The following is a 24,335-nucleotide window of genomic DNA, read 5'->3' as shown; positions in this document are numbered from 1 at the left end:
GTACCATCCACAAATAAGTAAAGTTCACTTTACATTAAGTAAAGTTTACTTTACACTGAAGATAGAAATAAGAAATGAGGTGGCGGCATGCCATTAATCAATCGCGTCAAAGAGTTGCGGGCCCGGCATCAATTGACCCAAGGCGACTTGGCAGCCAAGGTCGGTGTGACGAGACAGACGATCATCTCGCTCGAAAAAGGGAGCTACACCCCGTCGCTTCTGCTGGCGATGCAAATCGCCCGCGTGTTCGAGGAACCGGTCGAATCTATTTTCACAATCGAGGAGGAAACAAATTGAAACACGTCGTCATCCAATCCATCTCCAGCATCATCTTGTACGTCCTGATGGCTTTTCTGTTCAGTTCGTTCTTGTCTGACGTGTCGACCGTCATCGAGACCGACCGATTCGAAATTGAGTTTAACTTATTGCCGCTCTTGCTGTTAGTCGGCTTCTTCATCGTTTGGACGGTCTATTCGTTCAAGACGCGCCCGAACCAAAACATGAGCTTCGGCCAATGGTCGGTCCGGATGACGGAATTTAGCGAAGTCGACGAGCGGGAACAAATCATCACGGCAAAAGCGACGAAAGCGGCCTACGTCTCGTTCGGGATCACCGTACCGCTCCTCATGGCATCGTTCATGTTTTATCCGCTGTTCGAGAACGCGCTCCCCGCTTATCCGATTTACGCACTCGCCTCGACACTGATTATCTCGACGCTCGTCTATATGACGACTTGGATCCGCGCCTACACCCAGTAAGGAATTCACCTCGAATTCCTTTTTTTGTGTCGATTTTTCGTCGAGTCGTTCCCTACGATTGCGAATTTGGTCACGTCGTGCTTATATATAACTAAATGGTTATATACTAAATGTGTTGAAGGAGTCTTTCATCGTGAAAACCATCGATTTGACGACCGGTCAGGTTCAACGCGTCATCGTGGCGCTCGCCCTTCCGCTCGTCGGCAGTTCGCTTTTACAGTTCACCTATAGTCTCGTCGATATGTTCTGGGTCGGCGCGCTCGGCAGCGACGCCGTCGCCAGCATCGGCGCGGCCAGTTTTTATATCATGCTCGGTCAGGCGATTCAATCGCTCATCGTCGTCGGCGCCGGCATCAAAGTGTCGCAAGCCGTCGGGCGGCGGGATCAAGAGTTGATTCAGCGCTACGTCCGGGCCGGGAGGCGAATGAACCTCGGGATCGGACTGTTGTTCGTCGTCCTCCTCGTGGTACTCGGCCAGACGCTCATCGGATTTTTGAACATGAATGCACCGATTGTCGAACGATTGGCGTACAACTATTTGCTCGTCAGTGCACCGATGCTCGTGTTCTCGTTCTTCAACTTGCTGTTCGCCCGTCTGTTCAGTGCTTATGGCAATACGACGACGGCAATGCGTATCAACGCGACCGGGGTCACGCTCAATATGATCCTGTCACCGCTCTTCATCTATCCGCTCGGACTCGGGGTCGTCGGTGCCGGTCTCGCGACGCTCGTCGCGAACGTCGTCATGTTCGGTTTCTTCTGGCACCGGGCCCGCGCTTTATTCGATTGGGAGGAGACCGTCGAACCAAATCGCACGGACTATATAGAGATTCTTCGCCTCGGTTTCCCGATGGCGACCCAGCGCGTCTTGTTCACGGTCATCAGCATTTTCCTCGCCCGCATGATCGGTTCATACGGGACCGAAGCGATCGCGGCCCAGCGCATCGGGCTTCAAATCGAGTCGATCGCCTATATGATGATCGGTGGACTGAACGGTGCCATTGCGAGTTACACGGGGCAAAATCTCGGCGCCCGCAAAGTGGACCGGGTCCATGAAGGCTACCGGGTGACGACACGGCTCGGTGTCTTGTATACCGGACTGATCACCCTCGTGTTTTTATTCGTACCGGACGTCCTGATCGGGCTGTTCGTCGATGATCCGAGAACGATCGAAATCGGCGCGAGTTATTTACGGATCATCGGGATCTCGCTCATCTTCGCCTCCTTCGAGATGATCGGGAACGGTTATTTCTCGGGGCTCGGTCTGCCGAAGATCCCAGCGACGATCTCGATCGTCTTCACCGTCGCCCGTATCCCGCTCGCGCTTGCCCTCGAGCCCTATCTCGGTCTCGATGCCATTTGGTGGAGCATCGCCATCTCAAGCATCGTCAAAGGGCTCGTCTCCGTCCTCTATGTCCGACTAATGAAAAAGGAAGTGACTTCCCTTGCAGAAGCGATTTAATCAACTAAGCAAACAACTGTTGCACGGGCGTTTCGCCATCGAGCGTGAAATGCTCCGCGTGACACCTGAAGGGACGCTCGCCGTAACGAAGCATCCGGCAGGACTCGGTGACAAGGCGACGCACCCGTATATTACGACCGACTTCTCGGAAAGTCAGATTGAACTAATCACTCCGACGTTTCCGACCGTCGAAGCGGCGCACAATTTCTTAGAAACACTGTACGACGTCACGGCACTGAACATCGGCGATGAACGGCTTTGGCCACAGTCGATGCCGTGCGCGCTTCCGGACGGCGGGGTCATCCCGCTCGCGGATTTCGGCAATTCAGGACTCGAGGCCGGCCGCTATCGGGAACACCTGCTCCAAAAATACGGGGCGAAGAAACAGCTCATCTCGGGCATCCATTTCAACTTCTCGTTCGCAGACGAATTGATTGCCGCCCTCTATGAAGGGTCGCCGGAACGCTACGACCGTTTCAAGAACGACCTGTATTTAAAACTCGTCCGCAACTATTTACGGACGCGTTGGCTCGTCGTCTATCTGTTAGGCGGGACACCGGCTGTCCATACGAGCTATGAAGAACGTTGCGTCAGTCAAATGCAGGCACTCAGCGAGGACGTGTATTCGAATACGACGGCGTTGTCGTACCGGAATAGCGATTGCGGCTATACGAACGTCGAACCGCTCTATCCGGACTATTCAACACTCTCAGACTACACCGCGAGCGTGCGCCGCTTCATCGCCCAAGGTGACATCGCCAACCCGAACGAGCTCTACTCTCCGATTCGGCTGAAGACGTCACGGGGCGGCAATGACTTGGAACGACTGGAGACGAACGGCATCGATTACGTCGAGATTCGTAACATCGACCTCAACCCGTTCGAGAAGACCGGCATCGCCCTGTCCGACTTGAAGTTCCTGCACGTCTTCTTGCTCTACTTGACGTTGAAAGACGAGACACGATTTACGGACTGGCAAGCCGAGGCGTTCCACAACCAGCAACGCGTGGCGAAAGAAGGCCTATCCCCAACGCTCTTGCTGTACCGCGATGGCGAGGCGGTGCCGCTTCAGACGTACGCACGCGATTTGCTCGACGAGATTGAAGCGTTCAATGACCGATACGCACTCGGGTTCGATGATGTCTTCGCCTCTGTCCGGGATCGGATTGACCATGTCGAGGCGACTTACGCGTCACGCCTCACCTCCGCCATGATGACAGACGGCTATACGGACTGGTCGCTCCGACAAGCCGAAATGTTCTATCAAGACGCGTACGCTAACCGGTTCCGGATGCACGGCTACACGGATATGGAGCTGTCGACGCAGATTTTGATGAAGGCGGCCCTGAAACGCGGCTATGCCGTCGACGTGATTGATCGGGATGATCAGTTCATCCGAATCCGGAACGGTAACCAGACCGAATACGTCAAACAAGCGACGAAGACGTCGAAAGATAACTACGTCTCTGTCCTCATGATGGAAAATAAGACGGTAACGAAACACATACTCGCCGAACAGGGCATCCGGGTGCCGAGCGGGGTCGAACTCCGGAGTGAAGTCGATTTACAAGACGCCTGGTCTACGTTCGCGAACCAGCCGATCGTCTTGAAACCGAAATCGACGAACTTTGGCATCGGCATCCACATCTTCAAGGACGGCACGACGTTCGACGAGACGCTCGAGGCGTTCCGTCACGCCCGTACGTTTGACGACGTCGTCCTGCTCGAGACGTTCCTGCCCGGGAAAGAGTATCGTTTCCTCGTCATCGGAGACGAAGTCGCAGGCATTTTACACCGCGTCCCGGCGAACGTGACCGGGGACGGTGTGTCGACGATCCGTGAGCTCGTCGCCAAAAAAAATGAGGATCCTCTCCGGGGCAAAGGTTATAAGACACCGCTCGAAAAAATCGACATCGATGACATCGTCGTGGCTTTCCTCCGTTCTCAAGGCAAGACACCGGACAGTGTCCTCGCCGATGGTGAGCTCGTCTTCTTGCGTGAGAACTCAAACATCAGCACAGGCGGTGACAGCATCGACTATACGGATCGAATCGCCGACTTCTATAAACAGATTGCGGTCGATTCAGCAAAAGCGATCGGTGCGACGATTTGCGGCGTCGATATGATGATTCCCTCACTTGATGGAGATATCGACTATGGCATCATCGAGCTGAACTTCAATCCGGCCATCCATATCCACGCCTTCCCTTACGAAGGCAAGGAACGGCCAATCGGCGAGACCGTGCTCGATTTGTTATTTGACGGAAGAGGTTGAAGAGGTCCATGAATCGGGAATAGAGACTACATTGATTAGACAGATGTATCTTCTTTCTCGAGAAAGGGGTCTTTCCAATGGAAAAAGTGAAATCTCAAGTCGAAGGCAACACGTTAGTCGTCGAACGAAGTTTCAACGCACCACGTGAGCTGGTGTTCGAGGCGTTCTCGACACCGGCCCACCTCGAATCCTGGTGGGGTCCGGCTGGATGGAAGACAGAGATTCGAACGTTCGAGTTCGAACCTGGAGGCACGTGGCATTACAAAATGACATGTGTCGACAAGGAGCAGGGTGACTATTACGGTATGGAGTCATGGGGGAAATCGACGTTTCTCGAGATTGATTCGCATCGAAAAATCGTCTACACGGATGCGTTCTCGGACGCAGACGGGCACGTCAATCCAGAACTCCCCGTCATGACAATTACCAATGAGTTCATCGATATCCCGAACGGCACGCTGTTCATCAGCCGCTCCGAATTCACGGACGCCGAGTCGCTCCAGCAAGTCGTCGAGATGGGGGCCGTCGAAGGCTTCTCTTCGCAACTCGAACGGCTCGACGCCATCGTCTCCAGATAACGACAAGCACCGCATCTCTCTTGTTGAGATGCGGTGCTTGTTTGGCGTCAAAATAAGAAATAGCTGACAATCAAAATCAACGTGAAAATGAACACCATCCCGATGGCGAGCGCGACAAGGCTCATCTTCGCCGATTTGAACTGCTGAGAGTTGATCGTATGGACCTTTTTCAAATACGACCGGGTCCCGACGAGGATTGTCGCAATCCCGAAGATAATCGACAAGATGCCGATGGCCGTAATCAATTGGTGCTCGGTCCCGCTCAAATTCTCACTTCGATAGTAGTGGAAATTCGTTACGAGAAAGCCGATCCCGATGACGGTGATCGCCGTCCGAATCCAGGCGAGGAACGTCCGCTCGTTGGCGAGATGTTGCTGGATGTACTGCGAATCGACCGTCTTCTCTAAATCTAGTTTCACCGATATCCCTTCTTTCTAGCTCATCATTGCTCTAATTGTTCGAATAATCGATTGAGTTGATGTTCATCAATCTCTCCATACGCATCCCCGATACTGATCTCGGTCGAACAATAGTCGTCATGTGGTACGAGATAGCCCGTGACGCCGACCCCTGTCGTCTCTTGAACGGATTGAATCCGTGCCGCGACCGCTTCGTCGTCCCCTTCGAGATGAAGATGGAACATGTTCGTCACCGGGACTTCCGGTGTCGTCCACACTCCGTCGAGCGCATTGAAGCGGCGCGCCAGTTCCTTCGCCTGCTCGACATACGTCCCCATTCGGTCTTTCCGTAGCTCGTAGTAATAGTCAGCCGGGATGATGTACGGGTACAGTCCAATCAAATCACCGCCGTACCGCCGTTTCCATATTCTCGCCTCGTCACAGAACGGTTTAGGTCCTGCTAAGATGGCACCTGCAATACCGCCGATGCCTTTATAGAATGAGACGTAGACGCTATCGAACAACGCACATACTTCCTCCGCTGTCTTCTCATAATATGGGAGCGTCTCGAGGAGGCGCGCTCCATCTAGATGCAGACGAATCCCTCGCTCCTGGCACAAATGACTAATCGCCTCAAGTTCAGCAAATGACGGTAAGTAACCGCCGAGTTCCCGTTGTGGCAACTCAATCAACAGGCAGGCGACATCCGGTAACGCCTTCACTTCGGCGAGCGTCATCAACCGGTCGTCATCCCCAAGCAAAATCGGTTCGAGGTGATGCAACTCCTTCAACCCGTCCTGTTCGTGAATCTCCAAGTGACAGAGCGGATGATAGGCGACGTTTCGATTTCCGGTCTCGTCCGCCCAAATCCGTAAGGCGATTTGTTGTGCCATCGTGCCGCTCGGGAAGAAAATCGCATCCTCCATACCCAGTTCTTGCGCCATTTTTTGCTCGAACCGCATGATGACCTCGCCCGTCCCATAGTGGTCGCTCACCTGATTCGGGTCGACCTCAGCGAACGCCTGTTGCAAGACGCCGACAGTTCGTTTCCCGTGACCGCTCAGTTGATGCGACGTCTGTTGATACGATGTGCGTAAATCCATGTCATCCCCTCCACAACAAGCCCCCTGTCCGTAGACAGGAGGCTCCCAAGTTAGTCGCGCATGCGGACGATTAATTTGCCGCGCACTTTGCGTGTTTGTAGCTGTTCCAAACCATCTTTTAACCGTTCGAACGGCAAGACGTCCGTAACGAGATCGTTCAATTCACCCGCCTCGAGCAGCTTCATCATCTCTTCGGCCATATAGGACAAGTTACGGATGGCCCGCTCGTTCTCACTCGCATGGGCCGCACCGAGGGCGACTTCATGAATCGAAGGCGACAGCGTGAACCCTTTCATGTTCGACATGTCAGGTGGACCGGCGATATAAGCGAGCTGTCCGCTGAATGCGAGTCGATCCAAATCGGCCGTCGCCACATCGCGTCCGACCGTGTTCAAAATCAAGTCGACACCGCGACCGTCTGTCAGTTCCATGATTTTCTCCGTCACGTCCTCGACGTTGTAGTCGATGGCGACATCGGCACCGAGCGATGTGACCCAGTCAAAGTTTTCCGGCGATGCTGTCGTGAACACTTTAAGCCCAAGTTTTTTGGCAAGTTGAATCGCGTAACCACCGACCCCGCCCGCTCCGGCGTGGACGAGAATCGTCTCTTTGTCGCGCGTGTTCAACTTCTGCATGATTGCCTCATACGCTGTCATACCGGCACAAAGGATAGCCGCAGCGGCCTCATCGCTTACATCAGGCGGGACGACGGCACAAGCACGCGCGTCGACGACCGCATACTCGGCGAAGCCGCCGTTGTTTCCAAGACTCGTATGGACGGCGACACGTGAACCGGTAATGATATTGGCGATGCTCGAACCGACTTCGACGACTTCCCCGACCAGGTCGACGCCGAGAATGTGTGGGTACGACCAGTTCGGGTTGCCGTTCGTGCCGACTTTATAGTCGACCGGGTTCAAGGCGACCGCTTCGACTTTGATGAGAAGTTCGCCCGCATCTGGTGTCGGTCGCTCCACCTCACCGATGTGTAGATATTCTAATCCAGGTTGATCAAGTAGCCAAGCCTTCATGCTCAATACGCTCCTTCCGAATACGTCAGTTCATAGGAATGCGAATAAATTTCGACAAGGTTGCCGAACGGGTCTTCACAATACACCATCCGGTACGGTTTATCGCCCGGGTAATATTCCCGGATTGGCATCCGTTGTTTTCCGCCATGGGCGACGATTTTCTCGACGAGTCCTTCGATGTCCGGGTCTTGGACACAATAGTGGAAAATACCCGTCTTCCAAAACTCGAAATTGTTCTCCGGCTTCTCATTGTTCGGGAACTCGAACAGCTCAATGCCAATCTTATCACCCGTCGACATGTGGGCGATTCTGAAGTTGCCCCAGCCCGGTCCGAACACGTCCGTGCACATGACACCGATCGGTGAGTCGTCCTCGACGACGTCTGATGGTTGCATGATGGTGTACCAGCCCATCACGTCCTCATAAAATTTCACTGCTTCGGTCACACTCGGGACCGATAGTCCGATATGTGAGAATGTACGTGGATAAGTCACTGTCATCCGCTCCTTTTTGTTTGCTCAATTTGTTGGATAACGATACGATACCTTCATCGAAGCAAGAAAAATAGTACGCACATTCAAGTAACTACCCGAAAGCGAGGCGAATTGAACATGACGACCCCGTTCCCCGTCAATAAGGCGCTCGACATCATCGGCGGTAAATGGCGGCCTCAAGTGTACTGTACGCTCGAGAACGGCCCGCGCCGCTTCTCGGAGATTCAGCGCGCCATCCCCGACGTCAGCCGTAAAGTGTTGACCGACCAACTCCGTGAACTCGAACAACTTGGCATGGTCCGCCGCATCGACTATTCGACCGAGAAACAGCTTCACGTCGAATACTCGCTCACCGAGGACGCACTCAGCCTGCAACCAGCCATGAAGGCGCTCTGCTCTTGGGGCGAGACACACGACGAATAAACCCGCGCCGAATCCGGCGCGGGTTTTGTCATGCTGCGAATAGGCTGATCAGGTTTCCGTCCGGATCGATGACGATGGCGTAACGTTGTCCCCAAAACGTATCCCACGGTTCGCGGTGCGAGGCATGGCCCTGTCCGACGATCGCTTCATAGCGCGCATCCAGTTCATTCCGACTATCGCACAAGAAAGCAAGTTCGACCCGGTGCCCCGTCGCCGGTTTCCATTCCCCATACACCGATTCGGCCACTTCGACCGCATCGAAGGCGAGCCGGACACCGCCGTCATCGACCTCAACGTGCGCTTCCCCATCCATCGCTTCCGGAATCGACAGGCCGAGCAGCCGATAAAAATCGAGCGCCCGTTTCATGTCTTCGACGACGATGCCAATCATATCTAGCTTGATTCCCATGTAATCACCTCATTTTCCAAGTTGGTGGTGCTATGATGAGTGTAGCACTACATCCTGCTCGTGAAACGAGGAAATTCAAATGACCCATCAATTCGCTGTCCTGACCCAGCCACAGGCGGAAACGATCGCCTACACGTGGCACTATGAAGGGGATTATTCCTTTTACAACATGGAGGCCGATCAGGACGATTTGGCCGAATTTTTAGACGTCGAACAGCGTGGACAGTCGGTGTTCGCCATCACGTCTGACGGTGAACTCGTCGGGTTCGTGAGCGTCGCGCCAACGGATGCTGAAACGGTCGATATCGGGCTCGGCATGAAGCCCGATTTGACCGGCAACGGGAGCGGACGAGCGTTCGTCACATCGATTCTCGACTTCGTCAAAGCGACGTACTCACCTCATCGCATCACCTTGTCCGTCGCCGCCTTCAACGTGCGGGCAATCCGTGTCTATGAGGCGTGCGGGTTCACGCAGACCGGTTCGTTTCAACAACCGACGAACGGGAGCACGTTCACCTTCATCCAAATGGAACGTCAAGAAAGTCCTCAGAACCAACCGTTCTGAGGACTTTTCCTATGTGAGCTGCTTCTTTTGGATGTATGACAAGCCGAGCGCCGCTATCAAAATTGTGCCTTTGACGATGTCTTGGGCGTAATATGGCACGTCCCACATCGTCAGTCCGTTCAGCAAAATCCCAATCAAGATGGCACCGATCAACGTACCGACGACGTTCGGTCGTCCGGTCCCGAAGACGGCGTAGCCGATATAGGCGGCCGCGACGGCGTCCATCAACAGCGGTGCCCCGGCCGATACTTGTCCGGTACCGATGCGTGACGCCAAGATGATGCCGCCGATGGCCGCGAACAGACCACTCAACACGTACGCGTACAGCTTGATACGCGTGACGGCGATGCCGGAGCGGCGGGCCGCCTCCACGTTCGAGCCGACGTAATAAAATTCGCGTCCCGTCTTCGAATACGTCAAAAATAGATGGGCCCCGGCGAAGAAGAGAATCATCAAGATGGCGACGAACGGGACAGGACCGATCGAACCTTGGCCGATGAAGAGGAACGACGGGATGAAACGTCCCGGTGCCGTTCCCCCTTCAATTGGCATGTTGTCGTAAATCGAGAATCCTTTCGTATACGTCAATTGGACCCCGTTGATGACGTACATGATGGCGAGCGTCGCGAGCAAGTCCGGTAAGCGGAACTTGATCGTCACGAGCGCGTTCAACAGCCCGACGAGCACGCCGAGTACAATCGGGACGAGCAAAGCGACGAGCAGTTCTTGACTATGTAATACGAGACTCGACGCCGCACCGATTGTCGCGAGGCTCGCCGTTGAGCCGACCGATAAGTCGAACCCGCCGACGATGAGCGAGAACGTCACTCCGAGGGCGAGCAGCGAGACGATCGATACGGACTTGATGATGTCGCTGAAGTTCGCGTACGTCAAAAACTGGTCGTTCGTCACGCCGAAGACGGCGATGAGTGCGAGAATCGCGAACAACGTACCGTATTGACCGATGCCGCTGAAGCGTTTCGTGCGTTGTTTGATGACGAGTTGGGCCATGTTAGACGCCTCCTTTCTGTTGCCAACGGCCGCGGTCGAGCCAAAGCGTCCGGTTGGCGATCAATTCTAGTTCATGCGGTTCACTCGACGTAAAGATGACAGTCTTTCCATTTTTCGCGAGGCGGGTGACGAGTTCATAAATGTCCCGTTTCGCCGTCACGTCGACGCCTTTCGTCGGTTCGTCGAGCAGATAGACGTCCCGGTCCTCGAGGAGCCATTTGCTGAGGACGACTTTTTGTTGATTCCCTCCGCTCAATTCTCGGACCGGTTGCCCGACCTGGTCGTATTTCACTCGCAGCGAGGCCAATACGCGTGTGATTGCGTTCGCCTTCCCTTCAATCGCGAGGACGTTCCGTTCAATCGAATCGTCGAGGAAAAGCCCCTGTTTCCGGCGTTCTTCCGGTACGAGGGCGAACCCGGACCGAACCGCCTGACGTGGTTCACGAATCTTGATTGGTTTCCCGTCCAACGTCATCTGTTGTTCAACGCCGGAGAGACCGAATAGCGCCTCGATCAACTCCGTCTTCCCGCTCCCGGTGACGCCGCCGATGCCGACGACTTCGCCTTTATACGCCGTGAACGACAACCTCGTCCCGAACGCCGGTAACGTGAGCTCTGCCTGAATCCGCATCTCGGTTTCCGGAACGGCTTTCTCTACCGCTTCTGCCATGTCGGATCCGCTCAAATACGTATGGATATCCCGTTCTGACAACGCCTGAAACGGCCCTTCGTAAGCGATGCGGCCATCCCGGAGGAACGTCGTCGTCGTGGTGACGCACGACAGTTCGTCCGACCGATGCGTGATGAGAAGAATGCCGACACCTTCCTCTGCGAGCGATTGCAATAACGTGAGCAGTGACGTCGCATCTTCCGTCGACAAGGCGGCCGTCGGTTCGTCGAGCAAGAGGTAGGCCGCATCACTCGCGAGCGCCCGGGCAATCAAGACACGTTGCTTGACGCTGAGCGGGAATCGTCCGACCGGTTCGGTCACATCAAGATCCAGTCCGACGCGCTCCAAGTAGGTGGCTGCTCGCTGTTTTAGCTCACGAGGACGAATCCGTTCGACCGCCTGCCACGGCACGACGTTTTCATAAATCGGTAAATCGAGATAGAGGGCGTCATCGACTTCTTGCGACACCGTGATGATCCCACGGCGTATCGCCTCGGCCGGTGTGAATGTGACCGGTGTCTCATCGAGCTCGATCGTCCCGGATGTGGGGGTGATGGCGCCACTCAACAGCTTCACGAGCGTGCTCTTTCCGGCCCCGTTCAACCCGAGCAAGCCATGAATCTCGCCACGTCGGAGCGTGAAGTTGACATCGTCGAGCACGGTGACGTCGCCATAACGTTTCGTGACGCGTTCCAGCCGTAACATCAGTCCGTCCCTTTCATCCAGTCCGACCAGGCCGCGTCTGACGCGCCCCAGTTCGGGACGTATTGGCCGAGGTCGTCCATCGTCACTTTTTCGTCCGGCAAGACGTCACGGTCGACGAGATATGGGTCGACCGAATGAATCGACGGCGTCTCTTCACCCGCCAGTTTTTGATACGCGTAACGGACTTGGATCCGTCCGATTTCAGCCGGATCCGTCGCCGCCGTCACTTTCCACGGGCTGCCGTCCTCTTGCATGAGCTGCAGGTCTTCGTCACTCAAATCGATGCCATAGACCGCGATCTCATCGCGTCCGGCCTGTTTGATGGCACGGCTCGCCCCTTTGGCGAACTCGTCCCACATTGCGAATACGGCATCGATTTCCCCTTCCGGATACTTCTTCAAAATCGCTTCCATCTGGCTCTGTGTGTCAAGCGCCGTATTGTTCGTCGCCGAACCGAACTTGGCGACTTCCGTGATGCCTGGGTAGCGTTTCAAGAACGCATCATAAATCGTGTGGCGTCGTTCCATCGGTGTGAAGCCACCGACCCAAATCGTGACGATTTTGCCTTCGCCGTCCAAATCTTCGGCGAGTGCCTTGAGCGAACGCCAAGCGAGCGAATAGTCGTCCTGGTCGATGACCGTCACCCCGTCGTTCGTCAAATCGTTGTCGAACGCGACGACTTTGATGCCTTTGTCGAGTGCGCGTTGGACCGGTTCTTTTAATGCATCGGCGCGGCCATGGTCAATCAAGATGACATCGACCCCTTGCGTCGTCGCCGTGTCGACGTAACTCGCCATCTTCGACAGATCGTTGTCGGCGTTGTACACTTTCACGTTGCCGCCGAACGATTCGACTTGTTCCGTCACCCCATTGATATACTGCGACGAGAACGTCCCGATCGACATCTGCATAATCAAGGCGACATCGATATCTTTCGGCAACGTCCCGTTCGAGACCGAGACGGGTTTCGTCTCTGCCGTCTTCTCGGCCGGCTTTGATGGAGCCGCTTGCTCGTTCGTGCAACCGACGAGCGCCAAGACGAATGTGAATAACAAAATCAAGATTTTTTTAGACATGAATCGTTCCCCCTACATGATGTGTGATGGCGGCTTCTGTCGGTTCGAATACACCCGCCTCGGTGATGAGTCCGGTGATGAGGTCCGGTGTGGTGACGTCGAACGCCGGATTGAAGACGGTGATACCGACGGGCGCCGTCGGTTGACCGCCGATATGTGTGACTTCTGACGGATTCCGCTCCTCGATTTCAATCGTGTCGTCCGCCGTCAAATCGAACGTCGAATGCGGCGCAGCGACGTAGAACGGAATGCCGTAATGCTTGGCGAGGACGGCGAGTTGTAACGTCCCGATTTTATTGGCGACGTGACCCGTCCGTGTGATGCGGTCGGCTCCGACGATGATGGCGTCGACTCGTTTCGACTGAATCGTCCAAGCCGCCATATTGTCCGTGATGAGCGTCACGTCGATATCGGCCCGGTCGAGCTCCCAGACGGTGAGGCGTGCCCCTTGCAGGAGCGGCCGCGTCTCACAAGCGAAGACGTTGAAGGATACGCCACGTTCTTTTCCGACGTAAAACGGCGCGAGCGCCGTCCCGTAACGCGATGTCGCGATGGCACCGGCGTTGCAAATCGTCAACACGTTCCCCCCGGCCGGCAACACCGTCAGTGCATGCTCACCGATGGCCCGATACGTATCGACGTCCCGGTCATACAAAGCGATGGCGCGTCGTTTGATTTCCTCGGCAATCGCCTCGAAGTCATCCCCGACATTTAAATCAAGGAGCGACTCGATCACGTTTTGCAGATTGACCGCCGTCGGCCGGGTCGCGATCAGGCGGCGTCCGACGAGATCGAGCCGACGCGTGAAGTCCGGGTCATCGACTAACCGACTTGCCTCTTTGGCGAGGATGAACGCCCCGAAGTAAGCGATAGCCGGGGCGCCCCGGACTTGGAGCGTCTCGATGGCATGTTCGGCCTGTTCGAGCGTTTCGATTGTCACGTACCGCTCTTCATGCGGCAACAACGTCTGATCTAATACGATGAGTTCGTCCGTCTGCGGATGGAAACGGATATTTTGGACCGTCATACGCGCACCCCCGACAAAAGCGTCACCAAGTCGTCAATCGATTCGACGCTGTGGCGTTCTTTAATGAGCGCCGTCCCGAGAGCGAGTGCGTCACGTTTTCGTTCGAGCCGCGTCGCTTCCGGCAACGTCTCGAGATCGGCGACACCGGCGAGTCCAACGGCACGGCGAATGAGTTCGCAACCGGCGTAGCCGATCGTGTCGCTGAAAATCGTCCGCAACAACTCGTCGACGAAGCCGTCTGTGTTAAATGGCTCGACGGCGCGCTCAAAATTGACCCGGAACGTCTTCTCAAACGTCTCCCATACCGTCAAGACGTCCGTGAAACGTTCGAAGCGTTTGAGCGGGTCATGGAACGTCGACAGCGTCAAATGGGCGATGATTTGTCCGAGATCGAAGCCGAACGGTCCGTAAAACGCGAACTCTGGATCAATGATTTTCGTTTCTTGTTGAGTCGCGAAAATACTGCCCGTATGTAGGTCGCCGTGCAGGAGCGCCTCATGTTTCGTGACAAACCCGACTTTCAGTTTCGTCACCTCGACCTTGAGCGCTTGGTCTTGCCAAAGGCGTTCGACATCTTCTCGCAGCGCCGTCTCGATGTTGTTCGACTCCGCATCTTTGAACGGGTCGGTGAAGATGAGTTTCTCGGTGATGTCACACAGTTCCGGGTTGTAATAGTCACGTTCAATCCGCTTCTTCACGATCGGTCCGGCCGCGTAATCCGACGTCGCGAACAGCGTCTCGCCTAAAAATTCCCCAACATGGCGGGCAAGTTCAGGATACGTTTTCCCTTCCAAATAGCCTGTCCGAACGATCTCAAAATCTGACAGGTCCTCTAAAATCGTGTAGGCGAGCGTGCGGTCACTGCCAAGCACGACTGGCACGAAACGAGGGACGACGTTGGCGAATTCGCGCAACGCCAACTGCTCGATCCACGCCCGTTCAAGTGTGAGCGGCCAACTTTCGCCGACGACTTTCGCATATGGGAGCGCTTGTTTGACGATGAGACTCGTTTCGCCTTGTCGGATGCGGAAAACGAGGTTCAAATTGCCGTCTCCGATCTCCTCGCAATGCGTGATGCCTCCGTCTTCGATTAACCCCAACGTTTTCACATGCTCGACGACGGTCTGTTCTGTAAATGGTTGATATGACATAATGTTTTCCCCTTCCTGTACGTTGCCCACAAAAAAAGCCCCTTTCTCCGCGAGAAAGAGGCACAGCCAAACTGGTTGTTCCTCTCATCTGTCAGACATTCGTCTGGTGGATGTAGCACCGTGCCTAGTGGTCGGTTGCTGCGGCGTCATCGGGCCAATTCCCTCTGCCAACTCGCGATAAGAGTGGTTTATTCGATTCGGTGAACTTATGTGCTGAATATTACGGACTCGACGTCACGATTGTCAACGGCAATTTCCCGATGTAACTTCGTCTTTTTTTGTGCATATATGGAAACAACTTTCCAAAATATTTTTTTTGGAAAAAAAGGAATTGACGATGTGACGATTCTGTGCAAAAATTCAATTAAATTTCACAACTTCAAATCACATTCTTATCAAGAGCAGACGGAGGGACAAGCCCGATGATGTCGCAGCAACCGACCAGAGATGGCACGGTGCTAATTCTTGCAGCGTAAGCTGAGAGATAAGAGTTCATTTTTTTATGATGACCTCTTGCCTCGGCATGGGGTCATTTTTGTTTGCCTGGAAGGAGGAACCATATGAGTATCACTGCCACATATGAAATCAAACAGACGGACGCGGTCGCGACCGTCGCCGACAAGATCGCCCTCGAGCTGACCGTCGGCACATGGACGGACTTGCCTCACTTAGAGCAAGAGCAGTTACAGGCGTTCCGAGGTGAGGTCGTATCAACCACACATACGGACACGACGAGCCGCTTCACGATCCGCTATCCGTTACATAATGTCAGCCCTGACTTTTCATCCATCTTGACGACGACGTTCGGGAAACTGTCCCTCGATGATTCGGTCCGATTAATCGATTTGACGTTGCCGGAGACGCTCGCCTCTGATTTCAAAGGCGCCAAGTTCGGTGTCGACGGGATTCGTGAGTTGCTCGGCGTTCAGGATCGCCCGCTCGTCATGAGCATCTTCAAAGGCGTCATCGGCCGTGACCTCGCGTTTCTCGAGCAGCAACTCCGCGATCAGTTCGCCGGTGGCATCGATATCGTCAAAGACGACGAGATTTTATACGACAACCCGCTCACCCCTTCGCTCGAACGGGCCCGGATCGGAGCAGACGTCATTCAAGCCCACTTCGAGACGACCGGGAAACGCGTCCTGTACGCGATCACGCTGAGCGGCCCCGTGTTCGGTCTGCGTGACCAGGCGCTCCGTCTCACCGAGGCCGGTGCGACGGCGCTCCTGTTCAACGTCTATACGTACGGTCTCGACGCACTGCGCGAACTCGCGAACGATCCGGATATCCACGTCCCGATCTTGGCACATCCGGCCTTTGCCGGCGCCTTGACCGGGTCAATCAGTCATTCGCTTTTACTCGGTAAACTCCCTCGCCTCGCCGGGGCCGATTTGACGCTCTTCCCGTCACCGTACGGCTCACTTGCGACACCGCGCGACGAGGCGTTCGTGATTCGCGACCAGAGTGCCGAACCACATTGGTCGAAGCCGATTTTGCCGGTCCCGTCCGCGGGGATTCATCCGGGACTCGTCGCCGATATCATTCGGGACTTCGGGACGGATGTCGTCATCAACGCCGGCGGTGGCATTCACGGTCATCCGGACGGTGCAGCCGCCGGGGCTCGTGCGTTCCGACAAGCCATCGCTCACGTACTCGGTCAAACCGAAGGGCAGACGGACGAGCTCGATACCGCGTTGAAGGCGTGGGCGTCACGATGACGATCCATATCCTCTGCGACTTTGACGGGACGATTACGGCGGAAGACAATATCATCGCGTTGATGAAGGCGTTCGCCCCGCCGGCTTGGGTCGAGTTGAAAGACGCGGTCCTCGAGCAACGGATTTCCATCCGATCCGGGGTCGGTCAAATGTTTCGACTGTTGCCGAGCGAGGCCGCCCCGACTTACCGTGATTATTTGTTGGGGCGCATCACGCTCCGCCAAGGGTTCCCGGCATTTTTAGAAGAAGTTCGGGCCCATGGCTGGAAGTTTGACGTCGTCAGCGGCGGGATGGACTTTTTCGTCCATCCGATTTTGGAAGGCTACGTCGATCCCGAACACATCTACTGTAACGTCGCCGACTTCTCCGCTGAGACGGTCACCGTCGCTTGGCCGCACGCTTGCGACGAACAATGTACGAACGATTGCGGTTGTTGCAAGCCGACGCTCGCTCGTCGCATCGTCAATCCCGACGACCGCTTGATCGTCATCGGTGACTCGGTGACCGATTTCGAGGTCGCGAAGCGTGCCGACTTCGTCTATGCCCGAGGTCAACTCATCACGCTCTGCGAAGCGGCAGGCATCCGTTATGCCCCGTTCGAGACGTTCGACGACATCACCCATCACTTGAAGGAGGTGTCCGTATGAGCCTTGCGACACGTTGGCTTGAACTCGCCGACATTAAAGACGAACTCGCCGCCCGCGACTGGTTCCCCGGAACGAGTGGGAATTTGGCGATTCGCGTTTCCGATGACCCGCTCGAATTTCTCGTCACGGCGAGCGGACGCGATAAACGAAAACGAACACCGGACGACTTTGTTCACGTCGATGCGGCCGGACGCTTGATTGGCGAACAGAACGGTCGTCCATCCGCCGAGACGCTGCTTCACGTCGAAGTGTTCAATCGGACGGACGCGACGTGTTCGCTCCACGTCCATACGGTCGACAATAATGTCATCTCCGAGCTCCATGCCGCCACCGGCGAAGTCATCTTCACCGGCCAAGAGATCATCAAGGCGCTCGGCTTCTGGGACGAGGATGCGGTCGTCCGCGTACCGATTATCGAGAACCATGCGGACATCCCGACGCTCGCAGCCGCCTTCGCCCCTCATATCCGGGCAAACGCCGGCGCCGTCCTCATCCGCAATCACGGCATCACCGTCTGGGGCGAGACCCCGGCCGCGGCCAAACGTTATTTAGAGGCTTACGAGTTCTTGTTCAGCTATACGTTAAAACTACGCGCCCTAGGCGTCCATTCATAAGGAGGAACCAACCATGGCAACTGTCTATTTCCAACAAACCGAAGAACGTTACGTCGATCAAACTGAAGTGAGTGCCTTTTTAGAGTCACGCGGGATTTTATATGAGCAGTGGGATATCACAAAGCTCCCGGAAAACCTGCAAGAGAACTATCAGTTGACGGACGAGGACAAACAAGCGATCTTGTCGACGTTCCGTGACGAGATTCGTGACGTGTCGGAGCGCCGTGGCTATGAGACGGCAGACGTCATCTCGTTGTCGGATGCGACGCCGAACTTGGACGAACTGCTCGTCAACTTCCAAAAGGAACATCATCACACAGATGACGAGGTCCGCTTCATCGTCAGTGGCCATGGCATCTTCGCCATCGATGACGCCGAGCGCGGCTACTTCAACATCGAGCTTAACCCGGGTGACCTCATCTCGGTGCCGGTGAACACACGCCACTACTTCACGCTCCAAGACGACCGCAAAGTCGTCGCCGTCCGCATCTTTGTGACGACCGAGGGATGGGTGCCGATTTACGAGAAACAAGACGTGACAGCATGAAAAATGGTCTCTCGCCCAAAGGCGAGAGACCATTTTTTAATGTTTGGCAGCGGCTGTCGGTTTTGAAGAGAACCAACCCCATGCCGCGATCCCGACCATGACCGACCAGAAGAACACGGTCCACGCCGTCGAGTGGACGAATCCGTCCGGAAGACCCATGAATTCGAACGGTGTGCCGGCAATCAATTTCTTGAAGCCAGGGTGTTCGAGGACGAGCACCGTCAACTTCACGCCGACCCAGCCGACGATGATGAAAGCAGCTGTTTCGAGTGATGGGCGTTGATGCAACAACTTGACGAAAATACGTGCGGCGAAACGCATCAAGATGACCCCGATGAGTCCACCTGTCAAGACGACGAAGAACTGACCAGAGTCGATGCCGCCGATCTCACCGAGCCCGAGTGGCGGCAAGCTGACCGCGAGCGCGACTGCTGCGAGAATCGAATCGACCGCGAAGGCGATATCGGCGAACTCGACTTTAGCAACCGTCCACCAGAACTCTTTCTTCGTGACCGGCTTCTCCGTGATGGCCGTCTCTTCTTTCGCCTCAGCGGCGAGGTCTTGTTTCGGATCCATCTTACGGGCCTTATAGGTCATATACAGATGCCGCGCACTCATCCCGATCAAATAAAGCGCACCGAGCGCCTGGACTTGCCAGACGTTGATCAAGAACGAGATCAAGAACAAAGCGATGAAGCGGAAAACGAACGCTCCGAGTAATCCGTAAAATAGTGCCTTCTTCTGCTCTGTCCGTGGCAAGTGCTTGACCATGACCGCCAAGACGAGCGCGTTGTCTGCAGAAAGCAGCCCTTCAAGACCGACGAGTACGACGATGATCCAGGCGTACTGCAGGATTAACTGCCAATCCATTAAAACATCCCCTTTTTCTGTTGTGTTCCTTCATATTTAACAGTGATCTATATTTTAAGTTCACAGGAACATTTTATTCCCCATTTAGATTGAAATCAATCTTCTTTTCTTCAATTGCTGAAGTTTTTTCATTTGTGAGCACGTTCAAAGCATGTTCAAAGAGCAAAATGGTACCCGGTCGATGTACATTTCGTGATAAAATCCTAACAAGAACGAGTGGCAGTCATTTGCCCTCTCAAAAAAGGAGAATCCGATTATGTCTACAAGCCATGTCGCTTTACCTACTAAAGCAGAACGACATAAATTATTCGGTTCGGTCCCGCCGATCAAAGGCACGAAGCCAACTGAAAAAGATAAAATGGTCGATCTACAAAACACACCAAAAAACTTCTTGTTCGCGCTCGACAGCGTCGGCATCTCAAACGTCAAACACCCGGTCAACATCGAGACGCCAGACGGCATCCAAGCGACGGTCGCCACATTCGAGTTGACGACATCGCTCGTCCAAGACCGTAAAGGCATCAACATGTCGCGTCTGACAGAACAGCTCGACGCGTACCACACGCAAGGCTGGACGTTATCGAACCGCTCGCTCATCGAGTTCGCGCAAGAACTCGCCGAGCGCATGGAACAGACGGAAGGTCAATTGACGGTCCGTTACCCATGGTTCTTTAGCCGTAAAGCCCCGGCGACAGGTCTCAGCGGTCTTATGAACGCGGACGTCATGCACAACGTGACGTATAACTTAGAGACTGGTATGGCGAGCGTAACGGTCGGTCTTGTCATCAACGTGACAACACTTTGCCCATGCTCGAAAGAAATCAGTGAATACAGTGCCCACAACCAACGCGGCTACATCACGATTGAAGCTGGTCTCGATGAAGCATCGCTCGACGGTTTCGACTGGCGTCTCGCGCTTCTTGAGGCAGCTGAGTCGAACGCATCGGCCCCGCTTCACCCTGTCCTCAAACGTCCGGATGAGAAACGTGCGACAGAAATTGCGTACGAAAACCCGCGTTTCGTTGAAGACATGGTCCGCTTGATCGCGGCTGACTTGTACGAAATGAAACAAGTCGTCAACTTCTTCGTCGAATGCCGCAACGAAGAGTCGATTCACCAACATGATGCGATCGCTTCGATCACATTCGATAAGCGCGATAACTAAAAACGAGTGAAGCCTACGCGGGCTTCACTCGTTTTTCTATAGGCTTTGGACGAGTCGAATCGTCAACATCATGACGATGACGATGATCCAGACCGCCCAGACGAGCCGCCACTTGTCCCCATCGACTCGTTTGACGAACGTGTAGACGGTCAAGTAGAGCGCGATCAATAGCGGGATGACGACCCATGGATTGTCGAGCATCACGCTTCGACGTCACCGTCCCAAGCGAGCATGCCGCCCTCGACGTTGATGACCTTGTAGCCTGCTGACTCCAAATAATCACATGCTGTCACACTGCGGCCGCCTGAGCGACAGATGACGTGATAGACGTTGTCTTTCGCGAGCTTGTCCGTCACGCCAGGAAATTCAGACAGCGGATAGAGCGGTACGTTCGGGATATGACCCGCATCGTACTCGTCTTGTTCGCGGACGTCGATGATGTGGAGCGATTCGCCGTTCTCGAGTTTTTCACGTAATTCGGTTGCGTGGATGTTTTGCATGGTGGTTCCCCCTTAAAAGTGTTGTCCCTTACTAGTTTACCTCAGTTTTCGATCAAACAAACTCCAATTGATTGTCGTGTTTTCATCACAATAGAACCCTTCGAGTTCGCACCGCTCGACCACCTGCTCGACCCAAGCTCGGCTGCCGCAAATCAACGTGAAATGGCTATCCCAAGGCGGTACGATGAGCCAATCATGTAGATGTCCGAAGAACGTCCGATGCCGCATCCCCCACGTATCGGAGGTTAGCGTCTCCCGAATGTTGATGAGATGCCGTTCCGTGCAGAACTCGTCCCCGCTCCACATCCACTCTTCTCCCATCTCAAGAAGTGCTCGTAACACCTGATTCTCTAAAAGATTCGACAGCTCCCCTTCGCCTGGTGGAAGTACGTTCTCGCTATCGCAAAATTCGATGATTCGATTCGCACCTTCTTGATCTTCGGCGTGCGGTTTCAGCGCCGCAATCATCGTCCGGAGCGCGTGATCGATGCGTTTGATGTCATCGAAACCAAGTCGGCGACGCATATCTGCCCATGTGATGGCCCGAAATTGCTGTTCGACCTCATTTTTATCCATCTCGACATAACGGTCAACCGCGGTCGGGTCGTCTTTCGGGACTAGAAACGGATGAAACACGACGAATACTGTTTCGAACACCCCTTCGTAATACGTTTTGATCGGATAATCATCTCCGCCACCGAACATGGCGTACCGATGCCCTTCCGGCAATGTGATGATACCTTCCACTTCATCCATTTCCTCGCCCCCTTTTCCAATAGTTTACAATGGGACCACAAAAAAAGCATCCTCCGCTCAGGAAGGATGCTTGCGACTTACGCTTCGTTGCGCTCGTCGATCGCTTGTGCCGCTGTGATGAGCGTCAATTTATAGACGTCCTCTTCGTTACAGCCACGTGATAAGTCGTTGACCGGCTTGTTGAGACCTTGAAGGATCGGTCCGATCGCTTCGAATCCGCCGAAACGTTGAACCATCTTGTAGCCGATGTTTCCGGCTTCGAGGCTTGGGAAGACGAAGACGTTCGCATTTCCGGCTACTTCAGAGCCTGGTGCTTTCTTCGCCGCCACGCTCGGGACGAATGCCGCATCGAATTGAAGTTCGCCGTCGATTGGAAGGTTCGGTGCCTTCTCTTTGGCGAGACGTGTCGCTTCGATGACTTTCTCCGTCTCTGGCGACTTCGCTGATCCTTTTGTCGAGAAGCTGAGGAGCGCGACTTGCGGCTCGATGCCGAACGTCTTCGCTGTCAACGCTGACAAGTAGGCGTTTTCGGCGAGGTCAGCCGCGTCCGGTGCGATGTTGATCGCGCAGTCCGAGAAGACGTACTGCTCGTCGTCACGTACCATGATGAAGACGCCTGACGTCTTTTTGATGCCTGTTTGCATCTTGATGATTTGTAGGGCCGGACGGACCGTGTCGGCTGTCGCGTGCATCGCGCCTGAGACGAGACCTTCTGCTTTTCCTGTGTGGACGAGCATCGTACCGAAGTAGTTCACGTCTGACGACAACAATTCACGTGCTTGTTCCGGTGTCGCTTTACCTTTACGGCGTTCGACGAACGACTCGACGAGTGTGTCGATGTCTTCGTACGTCGCTGGGTCGTATTGCGTCAAACCTGAGATGTCAAAGCCATGCTTCGCAGCGACCGCTTCAAGCTCAGCTTTTGGTCCGATGACGATCGGTTCGACCATGCCGTCATTCTTCAAACGAACAGCAGCGCCGAGGACGCGCTCGTCAACACCTTCTGGGAAGACGATGGTCGGGCGAATCGGGCTGACTTTTTGTTTCAACGTGTCAAATAGTTTCATAGTGAATGAACTCCTTTTCGATTAGAAGAAATCGGATTTTTTCTCTCTCGGACGCTCTCGTCCATATGCGAGTTTTATTATACACAGTACGTTTTTTAAAATAAACTATTCTGCCCATTTCGTCATAAATCGCTTGAAATCAATCATTATATGGATAGAACAGTTTATCGTTTTTGACTGATACAGCCCATTGTGAAGCCGTTTTCATAAAACTTGCTCTTTACCTCTTTACCCAGCTCGAAGTGTGACTACCCTCACAACGGCGTCAAATTTGCCAGGCGGTGATTCGTGTATGGTAAAATAGTCAGCGAAGCCTAGTCTCGAAAGGAGTTTTTTTAATGTCAGAACGTCCAGCACCAACACCGACAACCGATACGCAACACGCAGCCGCCACGTTAGACGGTTGGTATACGCTCCATGATTTCCGCTCCATCGATTGGACTCGTTTAAAAGCAGTCGACCCAACCGCCCGTCAAGAGATGATTGACGAGTTCGTCGCCTTCCTCGGCTCACTCGAAGATGTCGAGACACGCGGTGAAGGAAGCCACGCCTTCTATTCAATCCTTGGCCAAAAGGCGGACGTCGTCTTGATGGTCCTTCGCCCGACGTTCAAAGAGCTCGAGCAAGTCGAACTCGCCCTCCGCAAGACGAAATTGTACGATTATATGATTCCAAGCTATTCATACGTTTCCGTGATCGAACTCGGCATGTACCGTGGTTCAGGAGACGGTGACCCGTACGAGAACCCTCACATCCGGGCCCGCCTCTATCCGACACTCCCGAAAGCGGCCCACATCTGCTTCTACCCGATGAGCAAGGCTCGTCGCGATGGGGACAACTGGTACACGTTGTCGATGGATGAGCGCAAAGACCTCATGTATCGACACAGCATGATCGGCCGCAGCTATGCCGGTAAGATTCAACAGTTCATCGGCGGCTCGACTGGTTTCGACGGTTGGGAATGGGGCGTCACGTTGTTCGCGGAAGACTCGCTCCAATTCAAGAAGATCGTCTATGAGATGCGCTTTGACGAAGTCAGTGCCAAATATGGCGAGTTCGGTGACTTCTATGTCGGGAACATCCTTCCTAAAGAAGCACTTGCCACATTCCTCGGCTAAACGATGTTTACGCCATCACGCCCTCGGGAATCATTGTTGTAGAAGCAACATTACAATGATCAATGAGGTGAACAACGATGCGCGTGTTCAAGGAATCAGATCGAGACACGGCGAAACGTTTAGATTCGTTCATTGAACGAATGGCACCGACGGCAGAACTAGTCCAACTTCGATTTGAACAGCAATTACAACATACA

General features: G+C 54.4%; 28 protein-coding genes and 2 riboswitches. Of the genes, 13 read left to right on the top strand and 15 right to left on the bottom strand.

What is annotated here, in order from left to right; genetic code table 11:
* Positions 1 to 87: 87 nt before the first annotated feature.
* The 5 genes from KNP75_RS00995 (at position 88) to KNP75_RS00975 (ending at position 5,073) form a co-directional block, all read left to right on the top strand.
* Positions 88 to 297 carry a helix-turn-helix transcriptional regulator gene (locus KNP75_RS00995; RefSeq protein WP_021066034.1) on the top strand — a complete coding sequence of 70 codons (210 nt, stop codon included), beginning with the start codon at positions 88 to 90 and terminating at the stop codon, positions 295 to 297.
* A complete protein-coding gene (locus tag KNP75_RS00990; RefSeq protein ID WP_214796611.1) occupies positions 294 to 758 on the top strand; it encodes a hypothetical protein in 465 nt (154 codons plus the stop codon). The genes KNP75_RS00995 and KNP75_RS00990 overlap by 4 nt, the downstream gene beginning before the upstream one ends.
* A 112-nt stretch (positions 759 to 870) precedes the next feature.
* Positions 871 to 2,220, top strand: coding sequence for an MATE family efflux transporter (locus KNP75_RS00985; RefSeq protein WP_353049011.1), 1,350 nt, complete (start codon positions 871 to 873; stop codon positions 2,218 to 2,220).
* Positions 2,204 to 4,495 carry a bifunctional glutamate--cysteine ligase GshA/glutathione synthetase GshB gene (gshAB, locus tag KNP75_RS00980; protein ID WP_215189375.1) on the top strand — a complete coding sequence of 764 codons (2,292 nt, stop codon included), beginning with the start codon at positions 2,204 to 2,206 and terminating at the stop codon, positions 4,493 to 4,495. The genes KNP75_RS00985 and gshAB overlap by 17 nt, the downstream gene beginning before the upstream one ends.
* 77 nt (positions 4,496 to 4,572) lie before the next feature.
* The gene (locus KNP75_RS00975) at positions 4,573 to 5,073 is read left to right on the top strand and encodes an SRPBCC family protein (RefSeq protein ID WP_215189373.1); all 501 of its coding nucleotides are present in this window, start codon (positions 4,573 to 4,575) and stop codon (positions 5,071 to 5,073) included.
* A 47-nt stretch (positions 5,074 to 5,120) separates the two neighbouring features.
* Here KNP75_RS00975 and KNP75_RS00970 read toward each other — a convergent pair whose 3' ends face one another.
* Genes KNP75_RS00970 through KNP75_RS00955 form a run of 4 tightly spaced genes read right to left on the bottom strand, consistent with a single transcriptional unit; the run spans position 5,121 to position 8,099 of the window.
* Positions 5,121 to 5,492 (bottom strand): YidH family protein, encoded by a 372-nt coding sequence (locus KNP75_RS00970; protein ID WP_131435836.1) that lies wholly within the window; start codon positions 5,490 to 5,492, stop codon positions 5,121 to 5,123.
* A 23-nt stretch (positions 5,493 to 5,515) separates the two neighbouring features.
* Positions 5,516 to 6,574, bottom strand: coding sequence for a threonine aldolase family protein (locus KNP75_RS00965; RefSeq protein WP_215189371.1), 1,059 nt, complete (start codon positions 6,572 to 6,574; stop codon positions 5,516 to 5,518).
* Positions 6,575 to 6,624: 50 nt separating this feature from the next.
* On the bottom strand, positions 6,625 to 7,605 hold the full coding sequence (locus KNP75_RS00960; RefSeq protein WP_215189369.1) for a zinc-binding dehydrogenase: 981 nt from the start codon (positions 7,603 to 7,605) through the stop codon (positions 6,625 to 6,627).
* Positions 7,606 to 7,607: 2 nt separating this feature from the next.
* A complete protein-coding gene (locus KNP75_RS00955; RefSeq protein WP_215189367.1) occupies positions 7,608 to 8,099 on the bottom strand; it encodes a lactoylglutathione lyase family protein in 492 nt (163 codons plus the stop codon).
* A gap of 117 nt (positions 8,100 to 8,216) precedes the next feature.
* On the opposite strand from KNP75_RS00955, the gene KNP75_RS00950 reads away from it, so the two are divergent.
* Positions 8,217 to 8,522, top strand: coding sequence for a winged helix-turn-helix transcriptional regulator (locus KNP75_RS00950; protein WP_138858700.1), 306 nt, complete (start codon positions 8,217 to 8,219; stop codon positions 8,520 to 8,522).
* Between the two features lie 28 nt (positions 8,523 to 8,550).
* Here KNP75_RS00950 and KNP75_RS00945 read toward each other — a convergent pair whose 3' ends face one another.
* On the bottom strand, positions 8,551 to 8,931 hold the full coding sequence (locus KNP75_RS00945; protein ID WP_215189365.1) for a VOC family protein: 381 nt from the start codon (positions 8,929 to 8,931) through the stop codon (positions 8,551 to 8,553).
* A 79-nt stretch (positions 8,932 to 9,010) separates the two neighbouring features.
* Between KNP75_RS00945 and KNP75_RS00940 the strand changes: the two genes are divergently transcribed.
* Positions 9,011 to 9,496, top strand: coding sequence for a GNAT family N-acetyltransferase (locus tag KNP75_RS00940; RefSeq protein ID WP_215189363.1), 486 nt, complete (start codon positions 9,011 to 9,013; stop codon positions 9,494 to 9,496).
* A 9-nt stretch (positions 9,497 to 9,505) separates the two neighbouring features.
* On the opposite strand, the gene KNP75_RS00935 is transcribed toward KNP75_RS00940, so the two are convergent.
* From KNP75_RS00935 to mtnK, 5 genes are read right to left on the bottom strand one after another with little or no spacing between them, the layout of a single operon-like run.
* The gene (locus KNP75_RS00935; protein WP_215189361.1) at positions 9,506 to 10,507 is read right to left on the bottom strand and encodes an ABC transporter permease; all 1,002 of its coding nucleotides are present in this window, start codon (positions 10,505 to 10,507) and stop codon (positions 9,506 to 9,508) included.
* Between the two features lies 1 nt (position 10,508).
* On the bottom strand, positions 10,509 to 11,882 hold the full coding sequence (locus KNP75_RS00930) for a sugar ABC transporter ATP-binding protein (RefSeq protein WP_215189359.1): 1,374 nt from the start codon (positions 11,880 to 11,882) through the stop codon (positions 10,509 to 10,511).
* The gene (locus KNP75_RS00925; protein WP_215189357.1) at positions 11,882 to 12,958 is read right to left on the bottom strand and encodes a sugar ABC transporter substrate-binding protein; all 1,077 of its coding nucleotides are present in this window, start codon (positions 12,956 to 12,958) and stop codon (positions 11,882 to 11,884) included. The genes KNP75_RS00930 and KNP75_RS00925 overlap by 1 nt, the downstream gene beginning before the upstream one ends.
* Entirely contained in the window at positions 12,951 to 13,985 is a 1,035-nt protein-coding gene (mtnA, locus tag KNP75_RS00920) for an S-methyl-5-thioribose-1-phosphate isomerase (protein WP_215189355.1), read from the bottom strand. The genes KNP75_RS00925 and mtnA overlap by 8 nt, the downstream gene beginning before the upstream one ends.
* Entirely contained in the window at positions 13,982 to 15,136 is a 1,155-nt protein-coding gene (mtnK, locus tag KNP75_RS00915) for an S-methyl-5-thioribose kinase (protein WP_215189352.1), read from the bottom strand. Before mtnK ends, mtnA begins: the two co-directional genes overlap by 4 nt.
* A gap of 81 nt (positions 15,137 to 15,217) precedes the next feature.
* Positions 15,218 to 15,320: riboswitch (SAM riboswitch) on the bottom strand.
* Positions 15,321 to 15,525: 205 nt separating this feature from the next.
* Positions 15,526 to 15,627: riboswitch (SAM riboswitch) on the top strand.
* 69 nt (positions 15,628 to 15,696) lie between these two features.
* On the opposite strand from mtnK, the gene KNP75_RS00910 reads away from it, so the two are divergent.
* The 4 genes from KNP75_RS00910 to KNP75_RS00895 are packed head-to-tail and all read left to right on the top strand — an operon-like array spanning position 15,697 to position 18,662.
* Positions 15,697 to 16,854, top strand: coding sequence for a 2,3-diketo-5-methylthiopentyl-1-phosphate enolase (locus KNP75_RS00910; protein ID WP_215189350.1), 1,158 nt, complete (start codon positions 15,697 to 15,699; stop codon positions 16,852 to 16,854).
* Positions 16,851 to 17,501: a 2-hydroxy-3-keto-5-methylthiopentenyl-1-phosphate phosphatase gene (locus KNP75_RS00905; protein ID WP_215189348.1), complete on the top strand. Its 651-nt coding sequence runs from the start codon at positions 16,851 to 16,853 to the stop codon at positions 17,499 to 17,501. Before KNP75_RS00910 ends, KNP75_RS00905 begins: the two co-directional genes overlap by 4 nt.
* Positions 17,498 to 18,115 (top strand): methylthioribulose 1-phosphate dehydratase, encoded by a 618-nt coding sequence (locus KNP75_RS00900; RefSeq protein WP_215189346.1) that lies wholly within the window; start codon positions 17,498 to 17,500, stop codon positions 18,113 to 18,115. Before KNP75_RS00905 ends, KNP75_RS00900 begins: the two co-directional genes overlap by 4 nt.
* A 13-nt stretch (positions 18,116 to 18,128) precedes the next feature.
* Positions 18,129 to 18,662, top strand: coding sequence for a 1,2-dihydroxy-3-keto-5-methylthiopentene dioxygenase (locus tag KNP75_RS00895; protein WP_021066014.1), 534 nt, complete (start codon positions 18,129 to 18,131; stop codon positions 18,660 to 18,662).
* Positions 18,663 to 18,698: 36 nt separating this feature from the next.
* On the opposite strand, the gene KNP75_RS00890 is transcribed toward KNP75_RS00895, so the two are convergent.
* Entirely contained in the window at positions 18,699 to 19,532 is an 834-nt protein-coding gene (locus KNP75_RS00890) for a TerC family protein (RefSeq protein WP_034779447.1), read from the bottom strand.
* 256 nt (positions 19,533 to 19,788) lie between these two features.
* On the opposite strand from KNP75_RS00890, the gene folE2 reads away from it, so the two are divergent.
* Positions 19,789 to 20,697: a GTP cyclohydrolase FolE2 gene (gene folE2, locus KNP75_RS00885; protein ID WP_021066012.1), complete on the top strand. Its 909-nt coding sequence runs from the start codon at positions 19,789 to 19,791 to the stop codon at positions 20,695 to 20,697.
* 36 nt (positions 20,698 to 20,733) lie between these two features.
* On the opposite strand, the gene KNP75_RS00880 is transcribed toward folE2, so the two are convergent.
* The 4 genes from KNP75_RS00880 to pta form a co-directional block, all read right to left on the bottom strand.
* Positions 20,734 to 20,901 (bottom strand): hypothetical protein, encoded by a 168-nt coding sequence (locus tag KNP75_RS00880; RefSeq protein ID WP_200881507.1) that lies wholly within the window; start codon positions 20,899 to 20,901, stop codon positions 20,734 to 20,736.
* Positions 20,898 to 21,197, bottom strand: coding sequence for a rhodanese-like domain-containing protein (locus KNP75_RS00875; protein ID WP_215189344.1), 300 nt, complete (start codon positions 21,195 to 21,197; stop codon positions 20,898 to 20,900). The genes KNP75_RS00880 and KNP75_RS00875 overlap by 4 nt, the downstream gene beginning before the upstream one ends.
* Positions 21,198 to 21,233: 36 nt before the next feature.
* A complete protein-coding gene (locus KNP75_RS00870; RefSeq protein WP_215189342.1) occupies positions 21,234 to 21,953 on the bottom strand; it encodes a DUF2711 family protein in 720 nt (239 codons plus the stop codon).
* Positions 21,954 to 22,030: 77 nt separating this feature from the next.
* Positions 22,031 to 23,020 carry a phosphate acetyltransferase gene (gene pta / locus KNP75_RS00865; protein WP_034779454.1) on the bottom strand — a complete coding sequence of 330 codons (990 nt, stop codon included), beginning with the start codon at positions 23,018 to 23,020 and terminating at the stop codon, positions 22,031 to 22,033.
* Between the two features lie 338 nt (positions 23,021 to 23,358).
* On the opposite strand from pta, the gene hemQ reads away from it, so the two are divergent.
* Entirely contained in the window at positions 23,359 to 24,138 is a 780-nt protein-coding gene (gene hemQ, locus KNP75_RS00860) for a hydrogen peroxide-dependent heme synthase (protein WP_215189340.1), read from the top strand.
* The last annotated feature ends 197 nt before the right edge of the window (positions 24,139 to 24,335 follow it).

Origin of the sequence: Exiguobacterium sp. s6 (assembly GCF_018618155.1) — a bacterium.
GTDB classification, from domain to species: domain Bacteria; phylum Bacillota; class Bacilli; order Exiguobacteriales; family Exiguobacteriaceae; genus Exiguobacterium; species Exiguobacterium mexicanum_A.
Note: the sequence above shows the minus strand (reverse complement) of the source record. Positions and strands in the feature narration are given on the sequence as shown.